Here is a 14,523-nt window from a genome sequence, read left to right as displayed (position 1 = left end):
CCGTGATTTTTGTATTTGACGGGTCTGATGAAAATTCTCTGAAGATGCTTTTGTTATTACTTCAAATCAATAGGGTTGTTGACGCAACAAATGCGGCCCAAGCTGGCGAACCGACGTGCAGCCAAGCTGCGCCATCGTGCGGTCAACTTCCTGCAAAATAATCTCCAGCGCCCGTTGCGCGCCCGCCTCACCGGCTGCGGCGACACCATATAACATCGGTCTGCCGAGCAGCACCGCATCCGCGCCCAGCGCCAGGGCTTTCACCACGTCAGTGCCACGGCGAAAACCGCTGTCGATGAGGATCGTCGCCTGCGAACCGCACAGCTTGCGGATTTCCGGCAGCACTTCCAGTGCACTTACCGAACCGTCGAGCTGACGCCCGCCGTGATTTGACAGCACAATGCCATCGGCTCCGCTCGCAAAAGCGAGCTGTGCATCTTCCGGCGCAAGGATCCCTTTGATCAACAATGCGCCCTGCCACTGGCTGCGGATCCAGCGCAGGGTTTCCCAGTTCAGACGGGTATCCATCTGCGCTGAAAAGTAGCTCGCCCCGCCCGCTCCTCGTTGTTTATCTGCCGGAACGTAGGGTTTCAGATTGCCGAAACCAGGCATTCCTGCCGGTTTTAAGGTTCGCCAGACCCAGCCCGGATGCAGCGCGACATCAATCATGCTCAGCACCGATAGCTTCATCGGCCGCCGGTAATTACGCTTATCTTTTTCGCGGTTACCGAAATGCACCGCATCAACCGAGACCACCAGCGTGGTGCAACCGGCTGCTCTGGCCCGCTCCAGCAGGCTGGTGGTGACGGTCCGGTCTTTGAGCACATACAACTGAAACCAGTGCTGGGGCAGATTTTGTGCCGCGATTTCTTCAAGCGAAGCGGTTGAAACCGTGCTCTGGATATAGGCGATACCCGCGCGTTTCGCTGTACGGGCCAGCATGGTATCCGCGCCGAAACGCAACATGCCGTTATAGCCTGTCGGTGCAATCAGTAACGGTGCAGAAAGCCGCTGCCCGCACACCGTGACGGACAAATCGCGCTGGCTTGAATCGTTCAGTACCGGCGGAATAAAGCGCCAGCGGCCAAAAACCTCACGGTTATCCTGCAGCGTTTGCTCATCATCCGCCCCGCCTTCAACATAGCTAAACGCAAAACGGGGCAAGGCGCATTTCGCCTGCCGGCGCAGATCGTCAATGTTCAGCGCAGCACGTTTCACTCCGCCTCCTCCGTCAGGATACGTTTCAGGCTGTCGATAAACTGCCGGTTATCCTGTTCATGACCGATGGACACGCGGATCCAGTTTTCATAACCGGTTTCACGCCAGGGTTTGATAATCACGCCATAAGTAAGCAAGCGTTGTGCCAGTTCCGTAGCCGGGCGGCCGCAATCGAAGAACAGGAAGTTGGCATAGGATGAGGCGACGTTAAAACCGAGCGCGGTAAGTTCGGCCGCCATGTCCTCACGCAGTGCGGTGACCAGCGCAATGCTGTCGCGGACATGCTGTCTATCCTGCAATGCCGCCACGGCAGCCACCTGCGCCGAACGGTTGATGTTGAAAGGTGTCCGCACCCTGTCCAGCAAATTCACCAGTTCAGGGTGACTGGCTAAACCATACCCCACCCGCAGCCCGGCCAGCCCGTACGCTTTCGAGAAAGTCCGCAACACAATCCACGGTCGTGGCTGCTCAGCCAGCACCAGCAGACTGTCCGGATAGGCAGCGTCGGTTTCGCAATATTCGAAATAGGCTTCGTCAATCACCAGCACGCAATCCGCTGGCGCAGCATTAATAATACGGGTGAATCCTTCCCGGTTAAGCATGCAGCCCACCGGATTGGACGGGTTGCTGAAAATCAACATTTTGGCCGGTGCGCGCAGTGCGGTTTCCCAGGCTTCAACATCAAATTCCTGCTGTGCATTCACGCCGACCATCGTGACATCCGCCCCCATCATGCGCGGGAAGATTTCGTGTAAACCAAACGAGGGGATCAGCGTCACAACACGATCGCCGGGGTTAAGAAACGCCAGCGCCAGCATATGCAGGATGTCTTCGGAACCGTTGCCGATAACAATATTTTCGGCTGCCACGCCGGTATCTGCTGCCAGCGCGTCACGCAGCACCGCACTCGATGCATCAGAATAAATCGCACTGAAACGGGCATCCGCTTCTAACGCCGCCACCACCTGCGGGCTGGCACCAAGCGGGTTTTCATTACTGGCCAGTTTGGCAATATGAGTCACGCCGTATTTTTTTTGCACAGCATCAGCCGAAAGCCCGGCGTTATAAACGCTCAGTGACCGCGCCCCGGGCCTTGCCAGATTTTTCAGAAGCTGTTGCTGCTTTTTAAATGCCGAATCAAGAACTGCCAGATCTGAAGCCATTACTTACCTCACACTGTAGATATGCTCCCGAGTATGCCGTAAATCAGCGGATTTTTACGCCACTTTTTGCAGCATTTTCCGAATGTTTTTGAAACAAAACGGGCAACGGCCTGCGCCACTGCCCGTGAGGTTTGTTCAATTTAATGTCTCAATGAATTAATCACTTACCATTATTACTTTGCGAGCATTGGCAAATTCAGGTGATGACGTTCAGCACAGTCTTTTGCCTGTTCATAGCCAGCGTCTGCGTGACGCATCACACCGGTTGCCGGGTCGTTCCACAGCACGCGGTCAAGGCGGGCATCGGCTTCCCGGGTACCGTCAGCCACAATCACCATTCCGGCGTGTTGCGAGAAGCCCATCCCGACGCCACCACCATGATGCAGACTGACCCACGTTGCGCCGCCCGCAGTATTGAGCAAAGCGTTCAGCAGCGGCCAGTCGGAAACTGCATCAGAACCGTCTTTCATGGCTTCCGTTTCACGGTTTGGTGAGGCAACAGAACCGGTGTCGAGATGGTCGCGGCCGATAACCACCGGCGCTTTCAGCTCGCCGTTACGTACCATTTCATTGAATGCCAGACCGGCAATATGGCGCTCTCCCAGCCCCAGCCAGCAAATACGCGCCGGTAACCCCTGGAAAGCGATACGTTCGCGCGCCATGTCCAGCCAGTTAATGAGGTTTGCGTTGTCGGGGAACAGTTCTTTCAGTTTGGCGTCGGTTTTGTAGATATCTTCCGGGTCCCCGGAAAGCGCCACCCAGCGGAACGGGCCTTTGCCTTCACAGAACAGCGGACGGATATAGGCAGGCACAAAACCTGGGAAATCAAAGGCATTCTCCACGCCTTCGTCTTTGGCAACCTGACGGATGTTATTGCCATAATCGACCGTCGGAATGCCCATCGCATGAAAATCGAGCATTGCCTGAACGTGTTTGGCCATCGACGCACGGGCAGCTTTCACCACCGCTTGCGGATCTGACAGTCGCGCATCCTGCCATTTTTCCAGGCTCCAGCCTTCCGGCAGATAGCCGTTCAGCGGGTCATGTGCCGAGGTCTGATCAGTGACGATATCCGGGCGCAGACCGCCTTCTTTTGCGCGGGCAACCAGTTGTGGCATCACCTCTGCGGCATTGCCCAGCAGCCCCACGGAAATGGCTTTTTTCTCGGCGCAGGCTTTTTCAATCATGGCCAGCGCTTCATCAATGCTGTGTGCTTTGTAATCGAGATAACGGGTGCGCAGACGGAAATCGATGCGCGATTCCTGACATTCAATTGCCAGTACGCAGGCTCCGGCCAGCACGCCCGCCAGTGGCTGGGCGCCGCCCATGCCGCCCAGACCGGCAGTCAGGATCCATTTGCCGCGCAGGTCGCTGTTGTAATGCTGGCGTCCCGCTTCCGCGAAGGTTTCATAAGTACCCTGCACGATGCCCTGCGCACCGATGTAAATCCAGGAACCGGCGGTCATCTGGCCGTACATCATCAGGCCAGCTTTATCCAGTTCGTGAAAGTGATCCCAGTTTGCCCAGTGCGGCACAATGTTGGAATTGGCAATCAGCACGCGGGGCGCATCGGTATGGGTGCGAAAAACGCCAACCGGCTTGCCGGATTGCACCAGCAGCGTTTCGTCTTCACGCAGCTTGCGTAAACTGTCAAGAATGCCTTCAAACGCCGGCCAGTTGCGCGCGGCTTTACCAATGCCGCCGTAAACCACCAGATCTTCCGGGCGCTCAGCGACATCCGGATCGAGGTTGTTCTGGATCATGCGGTATGCCGCTTCAATCAGCCAGTTCTGGCAGCTCAGTTCCGTGCCCTGTGGCGCACGAACAACGCGGGCAATGGCCGTTTTTTGTGGAGCGTTCATCATCATTTCCTTCTCTGAAATAGGGTGTTTGAATCAATCTTTACAGGACAAAAGTCATCAGGCAAAGCTTGGCAGCAGCGCTTCAATCGCCGCAGGCCAATGCTCGCGGGAAGCCCACAGACGCATCATTTCAACGTCCGGTGCCATCAGGCGGTCTTTTTCAAGAAACGCCACGTTTTCACGGATAGCTTTCATTTCATTTTCCAGCGTCGCTGAACTTTGCAGCGGACGAAGGAAATCAATACCCTGTGCGGCGGCCATCGCTTCAATGCCCACGACCACGCTGGTGTTAAAGCACATGTCACCCAGACGGCGGGCGGCGTAGGTTGCCATGGATACATGATCTTCCTGATTCGCCGAGGTCGGCAGGCTGTCAACGCTGCCCGGATGCGCCAGCGATTTGTTTTCCGACGCCAGTGCCGCTGCGGTTACCTGCGCAATCATAAAGCCGGAGTTCACACCGCCGTCATTGACCAGAAACGCCGGTAAACCGGAAAGCCCGGTATCGAGCAGTAACGCCATACGACGCTCGGAAATCGCGCCGATCTCAGCGACGGCCAGCGCGATGATGTCGGCAGCAAAAGCCACCGGTTCGGCATGGAAGTTACCGCCGGAAATCACGTCACCGTTTTCGGAAAACACCAGCGGATTATCAGAAGCGGCATTGGCTTCAATGCGCAGGATACGGGCAGCGTGGTGCAGGTTATCCAGACAAGCCCCCATCACCTGCGGTACACAGCGGATGGAATACGGATCCTGTACGCGGCCGCAATCTGCATGAGACGTGACAATGTCACTCCCGCGAAGGATCTCGGTCAGTGCCGCCGCCACCCCAATCTGACCCTGCTGGCCGCGGGCTTCGTGAATGCGTGCATCCAGCGGTTTTACGGAACCTTTGATGGCTTCCAGCGACAATGCGCCCGCCACCAGTCCGGCAGAAAATACGCGTTCGGCTTCAAACAGACCGGACAACGCCAGCGAGGTGGAAACCTGTGTGCCGTTAAGCAGGGCCAGCCCTTCTTTCGGCCCAAGTTCAAATGGCTTCAGGCCTGCCGTCGCCAGACCTTCAGTCGCCGACATTTTTTCGCCTTGCGCCGTGACCTGCCCCTCACCAATCAGCATCAGGGAGAGATGCGCCAGCGGCGCTAAGTCACCGGACGCTCCCACGGAGCCTTTCTCAGGAATACACGGATAAACACCGGCATTGAACAAGGTAATCAGTGCGTCGATCACCTCAATGCGGATGCCGGAATGGCCGCGAGACAAGCTCAGCACTTTGGTCGCCATCACCAGACGCACCACGTTATCCGCCAGATCCTTGCCGATGCCGACGCTGTGCGACAACACCAGATTGCGTTGCAGTTCCGCCAGACGCTCCGCCGGAATACGCGTCTGTGCCAGCTTGCCGAAACCGGTATTGATGCCGTAGACCACTTTCCCCGACTCAACAATGCGGGTGACCGTTTCCTGCGACGCCAGCACGCCTGCGCGCGCCTCCTCAGCCAGTTCAAGGCGGACATTGCCCTGATAAATCTTGCGCAGCATGGGCAGATCAACATGACCTGGTTGCAGGCGGCAAAGGGTTAACGCATTGGATGAAGAAGCCATAATCTATTCCTGTATAGACAAGTGAAACCGGAAGTAAACCCGGCTAAGGACGCAGCCCGCCGGGCATTTACGCATTACATGACGAATCTACAATCTATTCTGTACAGATGCGGGGCGGTGAAGTCAGTGATCCATTGCCTGCATCGTTTCGGTACGAATTTCTTCGGTAACCCGCGCTTTCAGCGCCATAAATTCCGGCGACGTTTTCAGGGTGTAGTCCCGCGGATGCGGGAAATTAACCGCCACTTCGGTTTTGATCCGCCCCGGCCGGGCACTGAAAATCGCCACCTTATTAGCCATGAAAATCGCTTCGTCGATATCATGTGTCACGAACAACACGGTTTTGCGCGAGGATTCCCAAATCGATAACAGCAGTTCCTGCATCATCACGCGGGTCTGATTATCCAGGGCGCCAAAAGGCTCATCCATCAGCAAAATTTTCGGGTCATTCGCCAGTGCGCGGGCGATGGCGGTGCGTTGCTGCATCCCGCCGGAAAGTTGACGCGGGAAGTGCTGCTCAAAACCCCGCAGCCCGACCTTATTAATAAAGTAGTCGCTGCGCTCTTTTTGCGCTGCCTTACTCACGCCACGCTCCTGCAAACCGAAACGGATGTTCTGTTCAACGGTCAGCCACGGAAACAAGGTATAACTCTGAAACACCATGCCGCGATCGGCACCGGGGCCGTCTACCTGTTCACCATCGAGCCACACTTCGCCACGCGTTGGCTGATCCAGCCCGGCGACAATGCGCAGCAGCGTGGATTTACCACAGCCGGAAGGCCCGAGAATGGTGATGAAGTCGTTTTCATCAACCCGATAATCCACCGGCAACAGCGCCTGCGTTTTCTCGCCCTTCGGGCCGGTAAAAATACGTTCCACCTGACGGACACTCAGTTTCGGATGGCTCATCACAATGAACTCCATACAAACAGCCGACGGTTGGCCGCTTTGAACAACAGATCGGAGAGCAAACCAATGCAACCAATCACAATAATGCCGAAGATCATTTGCCCGGTATTGAGCAGTGCCTGACTGTTAACAATCATGTGTCCGATACCGCTCGAGGATCCGATAAGCTCCGCCACAATGACATAAGTCCATGCCCAGCCGAGCACAAGGCGCAGCAACTCAGCAATTTCCGGTGCCGCACCGGGAATGATCACCCTGCGCACCACACTCTGGTTGGTGGCACCCAGCGTATACGCGGCTTCCACCAGGTCACGCCGCGCTGCCCCCACGGTTACCGCCACCATCAGGGTGATCTGGAAGAAAGAGCCGATGAAAATCACCAGAACTTTCTGCATTTCACCAATACCCGCCCACAGGATCAGCAACGGCACAAACGCTGACGCAGGCAGATACCGGCAAAAGGACACAAACGGTTCGAAAAAAGCTTCGATCAGTTTGTAAGACCCCATGAGGATGCCGAGCGGAACGGCAATGGCGCAGGCCAGAATAAAGCCGCCCAGCACGCGCATCACCGTCATGCCTATATCAGTCGTAAAATCAAAATCGGTAAAGAGTAAAATCCCTTCCTGCAACATGCTCGCCGGGCTGGCGAGGAATGTCGGGGAAACAAGGCCGGTAAACGTCACCAGCGCCCACACAGCAAAAAACAGCACAAAGAAACAGAACCCGAGAAACCAGCGACGCCGCGACGCGACCGGACGCAAAGGCACCATCATCGGGTTATGCCAGACTTTTTTGCTTGCCGGCAACGGTGCCGGCTCGCGTAAGGCTGACTGCGAAGTCATATGTTGTTCTGCTGTCTGGCTGACAGGGCTGTTCATATCGCGGTCCTTCATGGCTATTTCACGTACTTCGCGTCATATAACGTATTGATATCCGGCGTTTTACGCAGAATTTTCATCTCAGTCAGCAGGCGCGCAGCTTCGTTAGTGAAGGTCACAATTTCACCGCTGAAGAATTTCTGATTGGCCTCACGATCCTGCCAGCGCAGATAACTGGATTCTTCTGCAAACTGTTTGCCGGTCTCTTTCACTGCTGCGCCCATGATCTCGTTGGATTTCTCCGGTTCTTTCCTGATCATATCCAGCGCTTCAAAGTAGCTGTTCACCAGCGCCTGAGCGGCTTTAGGATTTTTATCCAGCCAGTCTGGCGTACAGCCCAGCGTGTCCATCACCATCGGATATTCCAGCGTGGTTGCCAGAATCTTCCCTTTATCCGGGCTCTGGCGGATGTTGGAAAGATAGGGTTCATAGGTCACTGCCGCATCATTCTGTCCGGCAATAAAGGCATGCGCAGCGGCATCCGGCCCGAGCGTGGCGAGTTTGACGTCTTTCATCGTCATGCCGTTTTTATCGAGGATCCACGCCAGCAGGAAGTAAGAAGACGTACCCGGTGCATCCACGCTGATGGTTTTGCCTTTCAGATCGGTAATCTTGTTGATACCGCTACGCACCGCGATACCATCTGCGCCGTAAGATTTATCCAGCTGTACGATTTGTTTGATCGGCACCCCGCTGGCGTTCCAGGTTAAATAGGTTTCCACGGTGGTCGCCGCACATTGCAGGGAACCGGAAGCGATGGCCAGATGACGCGACTGCTGCGGCACCATTTTCAGCGTGACATCCAGACCGTTCTTTTTAAAGATGCCCGCTTTGTCTGCCAGGGTCAGTGGTGCGAAACCGGTCCAGCCAGAAATACCAATAGCAACCGGCGTGTTCGCCGCTTGCGCCACGCTGACTGTCACACTACCCAGCGCCACTGCCAGCCCTAACAAAGACAACGAACGCTTCAGTACAGCCCTGGAAATCATGTTGCTCATCTGCCACTCCTGCCAAAGTATCTGTCTCGGGGGAAATGCCTGTGGCAGTGAAAGCCGCAGGCAAATTACGCTACTGTATATTCTTGTCTATACAAGTCAGTCGACAATATTTAAGCAAGCTTTATGCCAGTTTCTGCACATGCACTTTTACAACATTCAGCGCCGGTTATGGGACGTTTTGCGCGGGCTGATGAATCAATTAGGTGCGCACCATGCTCCCTTTTAGCGCAATCCTGTAAGGTATTTATCAGGTGATCGCCGCCCACAACAGCAGGCATCTCTGTTGCTGAGCAACTGGGGTCAGACTCACGGAACCCTGTTGCGATTGTGCCGCTGTCTCAGACCAGTAATATCCCTCGCCCGCCCTCAGCAGCGGGCCATCCGCCAGTTGCCACATCCCGCTGATGACATAAATCACGCCACCTTTTTCCCGCGTCACCGTCAGGTGTTCACGTGCGGCAATCACCCGTGCAGCACATTCAGTACGTCGCGTCATGATGTTAAAATCAGTTGTCACTCCCCCCAGCAGGCGGGCATGGAGCGCAGTATCACCGCTGAAGGCAAAAGGCTCACCAGCGACAACGAGTAAGTGATCGACATCAGGCTGTGCCTGCAAATGCACACCTTCCCCGCTCAGCAAGGTGATGGAACGGTCAATACCGGGAAATGCCGAGAACGGGCCATCCTGTGCGATGGTGGCAATACTGGCGCGCCAGTCAAAATCATGGCCACCGGCAGGGAAACTGAAGATTTCGCGGGTTTCGCCACCGCCGTTACGCCACGGGCTGACCGGCAGGTCATCGAAGGTGAAATGTTGCCAGGCAATCATGCAACGTCCCCCGCCAGCTGACGGAGAAGCGCGAGGAAATCCGCCGCCGCAGCCTGTTGTTGTTCATGCTGGCCGTTCACAATGCGCGCAATACCGCCGACATACACATCACGGATCTGCCCGGTATTACCGGCGAACAGCCAGCGGTTGAGCAGTTCACTGTTTTTTGCGGCGGCAAGATAGGGGTCCTGCCCGTCGAGCACCAGCCAGTCGGCACGATACCCCGCAGAAAGCTGCCCGATAGCCGCGCCGCAAGCCTGTGCACCGCCCTGTAATGCCTGCGTATACAGCACATCGCCTACAGAATTTTGCGCAGAGGTCGTCAGCCGGTTACGTCGCTGGTCACGCAGGCGTTGCCCATATTCAAACCAGCGCAGTTCTTCAACCACGTTCAGGGAGACATGGCTGTCGGAACCGATCCCCCATCGACCTGACTGCGCCAGATAATCGACGCCGGGGAAAATGCCATCGCCCAGATTAGCCTCGGTGGTCAGACACAACCCCGCGACCGCCCCGCTGTTTGCCATGCTCGCCAGCTCGAAACGGTCAGCGTGCGTGGCGTGGATCAGACACCAGCGGGAATCAATATCCAGATTGTCATACAGCCAGGAAATCGGGCGCTGCCCGCTCCAGCCCAGACAATCGTTCACTTCTTTCTGTTGCTCGGCGATATGAATATGCACCGGCAGGTTTTTATCTGCGGACTGCAACACCTGCTGCATTTGTTCCAGCGTGACTGCGCGCAGGGAATGGAAGCACAACCCCTGATTTTGCAGGCTTTTACCGCTGAGTTGTTTGCGGATAATTTCCTGTTGTTTGAGGTAACTGTCCGTATCCTGAATAAACCGTTTCTGTCCGGCCTGTGCCGGTTGCGCGCCAAATCCGGCGTAACTGTAAAGCACCGGCAGCATGGTCAGTCCGATGCCGGTTTGTGACGCGGCTTCACTCAGATGGGCAGTCATTTCACCGTGGTCGGCATAAGTCTGACCGCTGATGTCGTTATGCAGATAGTGGAATTCAGCCACCTGCGTGTAACCCCCTTTGAGCATTTCGATATACAACTGACGGGCAATGACACCCACCTGCTCAGGTGTGAGGCGCTGCACCATGCGATACATCAGGTCACGCCAGGTCCAGAAGCTGTCCTGCGGATCACCGGCGACTTCCGCCAGCCCGGCCATCACCCGCTGAAAGGCGTGCGAATGGAGGTTCGGCATGCCCGGAACCACCGGACCGGAAAGGGGAAGACACCCCTGCGCATCGTTGTCCGGGGTCACCGCAGTCAGCATTCCGGCTGCATCGACGTCCAGCCGCACGTTATGCGCCCAGCCATCTGAAAGTAAGGCGCGTGAAGTAAAATAAGCAGGCATAACAGCATCATTCCTGAACAGTAAGAAGAAACATAAATGCAATTTTACGGAAACAATTGCAAAACTTTTAACCGACTTGTCTATACATATACATATGCCTGATTGCGCTGTAAACTTGCAACAACCCTTTTTTTATAAATTTAGTTTTCCGTCACGCCCTTTCCGTTTACTTTCCACTGATGGAAAATGCCGGGCGAACAGGCAAGCTTTCCCAATATTTCTGGAATTTCATTGAGTGAGGTAAGAGACATGTCGGAGCCCACACCACTTTCTCAAAATGGTGCCGCGCCACATCAGGTCACACAACAACAGGGCGTGTCGCAGCAGACATTGTCCGAACTGGCGGCCGCGATGAGCGATACACCCGCACCGATTTATCAGCGGGTGAAACAGGCGATCATCAGCCAGATCCGCGCCGGTGTCTGGAAACCGCATCAGCGGGTACCTTCTGAAAGTGAGCTGGTCAATGAAATTGGCGTCAGCCGTATGACCATCAACCGTGCTTTGCGTGAACTGACCAGCGAAGGTTTTTTGATCCGCATGCAGGGAGTCGGCACGTTTGTGGCCGAAGCCAAGGCCTACACGCCGATGCTGGAAGTACACAACATTGCCGATGAAATTGCCCAGCGCGGTCATCGCCATGACAGCAAGATTCTGGTGTGTGAAGCGCGGCTGGCGGATGCCGATCAGGCGCTGCAACTGGGTATCGCCACTGGCACGATGATGTTTTATTCGCAAATTGTTCATTACGAAAACAACGTCGCGGTGCAGATTGAAGACCGTTTTGTGAACCCGGAAACCGCACCCGATTATCTGCAACAGGTGCTGAACAAGCAGACGCCCTATACGTACCTGATGGAAATCGCGCCGCTGACGGCGGGTGAACATCGCGTTGAAGCCATCAGTGCCAGCGATGAGCAACGCGAGCTGTTGCAACTGAATGAACATGAGCCTTGTCTCCTGATCCACCGCCGGACCTGGAGCGGCAGCCGCGTAGTGACTTCCGCGCGCCTGATTTACCCGGGTTCCCGCTATCAATTATTTGGACGTTTCACCAGCCACGGCTGATTCCGGCACACCTTAATGGCGGCTTTGTACGGCCGCTATCTCTTCGTTCAAATTTTGGAAGACGTCTCGTAATAAGAAAAAACTATCGCCGGGTGCCTTGCCGGTTTAACGGTTATGCGTTAGGTTGACTTTAGTTGTCTATACAAGATGAATTCAGCCTGGAGCCTGTCATGCCGGTAGCGATATCCCCTTCTTTTTCTTCCGAACCCCCTTCCCGTTGTGACAGCGTATGGCGCGGTGCCACGCTGGTCACCATGCAGGACGGCCATTACAACCTGATTGAAAACGGGGCGATTGCTGTCGCAGGCGGGAAAATCGTCTGGACCGGCCCTGCCGCAGATTGTCCGGTTTTCGCAGGCGCCACACAGCATGAATTCAGCGGTGGGATCATCACGCCGGGCTTTGTTGACTGCCATACGCATCTGGTATTTGGCGGCGACCGCAGCGCAGAATTTGAACAGCGGCTGAACGGCGTCAGCTACGCAGAAATCGCCGCAGCCGGTGGGGGAATTCTCTCCACCGTCAATGCCACCCGCGAGGCCACCGAAGATGAACTTCTGGCTCAGGCGTTGTTCCGCTTACAGCCCTTGCTGGCCGAAGGCGTAACCTGTGTTGAGATTAAATCGGGTTACGGGCTGAGTGTAGAGAGCGAGCTGAAGATGCTGCGGGTGATCCGCCGGTTAGGTGTCATGCTGCCAGTCGAGGTGAAATCCACCTGCCTTGCCGCTCATGCCCTGCCGCCGGAATTCAAAGGACGCGCTGATGACTATATTGACCTCATCTGCGACACATTATTGCCGGTGGTTGCCAGTGAAAATCTGGCCGACGCCGTCGATGCCTTTTGTGAACATCTGGCGTTCTCACCGGCTCAGGTTGAACGGGTTTTTAATGCCGCAAAAACCTTAGGTTTACCGGTTAAATTACACGCCGAACAACTGTCTTCCCTGCATGGTAGCGCCCTGGCTGCACGACATCATGCGCTGTCAGCCGACCATCTGGAATACGCCACAGCAGAAGATGCTCAGGCAATGGCCGCCAGCGGCACCGTCGCCGTATTACTGCCGGGAGCCTATTATTTGCTGCGCGAAACACAATGCCCGCCGGTGGATGAGTTCCGCAAACATCGGGTGCCGATGGCGCTGGCCAGTGATGCCAATCCGGGCACATCGCCTGCGCTTTCATTGCGTCTGATGCTGAACATGGGATGTACCTTGTTCCGCCTGACGCCTGAAGAAGCGCTGGCCGGGATCACCTGCCATGGTGCACGTGCGCTGGGTTTACAGGACACGCACGGCACGCTGGAAGCGGGCAAAGTCGCTGACTTTATACACTGGCCACTGTCGCGTCCTGCCGGGCTGGTTTACTGGCTGGGCGGTCAGTTGCCCTGCACTGTTGTTTTTCGTGGAGAAGTACGAGGAGAGTTCCGTTCATGAGCCTTTCAACTGCCAATGTTATCGCTGAACCGTACCATTTTATCCAGGGGACAGCGCCGTTACTGATCAGTATCCCTCACGCAGGTACACATCTGACGCCAGAAGTCGCCAGCGGTCTGAGCGAAGCCGCCCTGCCGCTTTCCGATACCGACTGGCATATCCCGCAACTGTACGATTTTGCGCGCTCACTGGGTGCCAGCATTCTGGTTGGCCAGTATTCACGGTTCGTTATCGATCTCAACCGGCCTTCCGACGATAAACCGCTGTATACCACTGCCACCACGGGTTTGTATCCCGAGACGTTATTTGATGGTCGCGCGACCTTCAAACCAGGCATGACGCCGACGAATACCCAACGCCAGCAATATTTGGATCAAATCTGGCAACCGTATCACCAGAAAATCCAGTCAGAACTGGCGCGCATGAAACAGGAATTCGGTTATGCACTGCTGTTTGATGCGCATTCCATTGCATCGGTGATCCCGCGTCTTTTCGACGGCCAGTTACCGGATCTCAACCTCGGCACCAACAGCGGCGCAAGCTGTTCACCGGCGCTGAGTGAAATCCTTGAGAGAACCTGCCAGCAACAAACCCGCTTCAGCCATGTGCTTAATGGCCGTTTTAAGGGTGGATATATCACGAGGGCTTACGGCCAGCCTGATGTGGATATTCACGCTGTTCAGCTTGAGCTGGCGCAGGTGAATTACATGGAGGAGATGGAGCCATTTGCCTACTCGCCTGATAAGGCGGCTGAATTGCAGGTGTTATTGAAACAGTTGCTGGAAGGGATGGTGAGATGGGGGACGGACAGGTATAAACAAAGCGCTGTTTAATTTCGCTTTTCGCTGGCCGCTAAGGGTAAAACCTGGGTTGCCACCCAGACTAGGCTTAAGGTCAAGACCGTGGGCGTCGGCCCACACCGACCAGAGACCCGGTAACGCGCGGGCCTCTGGACTCCGCGCTTTTTCACTGCGCGCTATCGCTAGTAAATCATGTTTCAGGTATCACAGTGACAGGCTGGAAATCTTGCCGCTACGCGGTGCCTTCATTTCGGGATTGCAGCCTCAGGTCTGCAACCTCTCATTCAGCAAGCTTTCTGAAACGCCCGCACGATCTTAAATTCAAAGACAGCCTGTTTTTCGTCTTTTTAATAAGTTGATTGGCGTGCTCAAAAATGGCACCGA

Annotated in this window: 12 protein-coding genes; 3 read left to right on the top strand and 9 right to left on the bottom strand. The window is 55.5% G+C overall.

Annotation, left to right across the window (positions count from 1 at the left end):
• Positions 1–66: 66 nt before the first annotated feature.
• The 9 genes from DXU84_RS08625 to DXU84_RS08585 all read right to left on the bottom strand — a co-directional run bounded on the left by DXU84_RS08625 (position 67) and on the right by DXU84_RS08585 (position 10,838).
• A complete protein-coding gene (locus DXU84_RS08625) occupies positions 67–1,218 on the bottom strand; it encodes an alpha-hydroxy acid oxidase (protein WP_013575478.1) in 1,152 nt (383 codons plus the stop codon).
• Positions 1,215–2,381 carry a histidinol-phosphate transaminase gene (gene hisC, locus DXU84_RS08620; protein ID WP_153375419.1) on the bottom strand — a complete coding sequence of 389 codons (1,167 nt, stop codon included), beginning with the start codon at positions 2,379–2,381 and terminating at the stop codon, positions 1,215–1,217. Before hisC ends, DXU84_RS08625 begins: the two co-directional genes overlap by 4 nt.
• 173 nt (positions 2,382–2,554) lie before the next feature.
• Positions 2,555–4,243, bottom strand: coding sequence for a urocanate hydratase (gene hutU, locus DXU84_RS08615; RefSeq protein WP_112152238.1), 1,689 nt, complete (start codon positions 4,241–4,243; stop codon positions 2,555–2,557).
• Positions 4,244–4,300: 57 nt separating this feature from the next.
• Positions 4,301–5,851, bottom strand: coding sequence for a histidine ammonia-lyase (hutH, locus tag DXU84_RS08610; protein ID WP_013575475.1), 1,551 nt, complete (start codon positions 5,849–5,851; stop codon positions 4,301–4,303).
• Positions 5,852–5,974: 123 nt separating this feature from the next.
• Positions 5,975–6,760: an ABC transporter ATP-binding protein gene (locus DXU84_RS08605; protein ID WP_013575474.1), complete on the bottom strand. Its 786-nt coding sequence runs from the start codon at positions 6,758–6,760 to the stop codon at positions 5,975–5,977.
• Entirely contained in the window at positions 6,760–7,641 is an 882-nt protein-coding gene (locus DXU84_RS08600; protein ID WP_013575473.1) for an ABC transporter permease, read from the bottom strand. The genes DXU84_RS08605 and DXU84_RS08600 overlap by 1 nt, the downstream gene beginning before the upstream one ends.
• Before the next feature lie 17 nt (positions 7,642–7,658).
• Positions 7,659–8,639 carry an ABC transporter substrate-binding protein gene (locus DXU84_RS08595; protein ID WP_013575472.1) on the bottom strand — a complete coding sequence of 327 codons (981 nt, stop codon included), beginning with the start codon at positions 8,637–8,639 and terminating at the stop codon, positions 7,659–7,661.
• 247 nt (positions 8,640–8,886) lie between these two features.
• Positions 8,887–9,468, bottom strand: coding sequence for a HutD family protein (locus DXU84_RS08590; protein WP_153375417.1), 582 nt, complete (start codon positions 9,466–9,468; stop codon positions 8,887–8,889).
• The gene (locus tag DXU84_RS08585) at positions 9,465–10,838 is read right to left on the bottom strand and encodes a formimidoylglutamate deiminase (RefSeq protein WP_153375415.1); all 1,374 of its coding nucleotides are present in this window, start codon (positions 10,836–10,838) and stop codon (positions 9,465–9,467) included. Before DXU84_RS08585 ends, DXU84_RS08590 begins: the two co-directional genes overlap by 4 nt.
• Before the next feature lie 249 nt (positions 10,839–11,087).
• Here DXU84_RS08585 and hutC point away from each other — a divergent pair, with 249 nt between their 5' ends.
• From hutC to hutG, 3 genes are all read left to right on the top strand, one after another.
• The gene (gene hutC / locus DXU84_RS08580) at positions 11,088–11,906 is read left to right on the top strand and encodes a histidine utilization repressor (protein WP_013575469.1); all 819 of its coding nucleotides are present in this window, start codon (positions 11,088–11,090) and stop codon (positions 11,904–11,906) included.
• Between the two features lie 170 nt (positions 11,907–12,076).
• A complete protein-coding gene (gene hutI, locus DXU84_RS08575) occupies positions 12,077–13,339 on the top strand; it encodes an imidazolonepropionase (RefSeq protein ID WP_013575468.1) in 1,263 nt (420 codons plus the stop codon).
• Positions 13,336–14,172 carry an N-formylglutamate deformylase gene (gene hutG, locus DXU84_RS08570; RefSeq protein ID WP_037033977.1) on the top strand — a complete coding sequence of 279 codons (837 nt, stop codon included), beginning with the start codon at positions 13,336–13,338 and terminating at the stop codon, positions 14,170–14,172. Before hutI ends, hutG begins: the two co-directional genes overlap by 4 nt.
• The last annotated feature ends 351 nt before the right edge of the window (positions 14,173–14,523 follow it).

Source organism: Rahnella sp. RcJ3 (genome assembly GCF_009498575.1).
Taxonomy (GTDB): Bacteria; Pseudomonadota; Gammaproteobacteria; order Enterobacterales; family Enterobacteriaceae; genus Rahnella; species Rahnella aceris.
The sequence above is the reverse complement of the archived record's forward strand: the minus strand, read 5'-3'. Positions and strand labels throughout refer to the sequence as shown.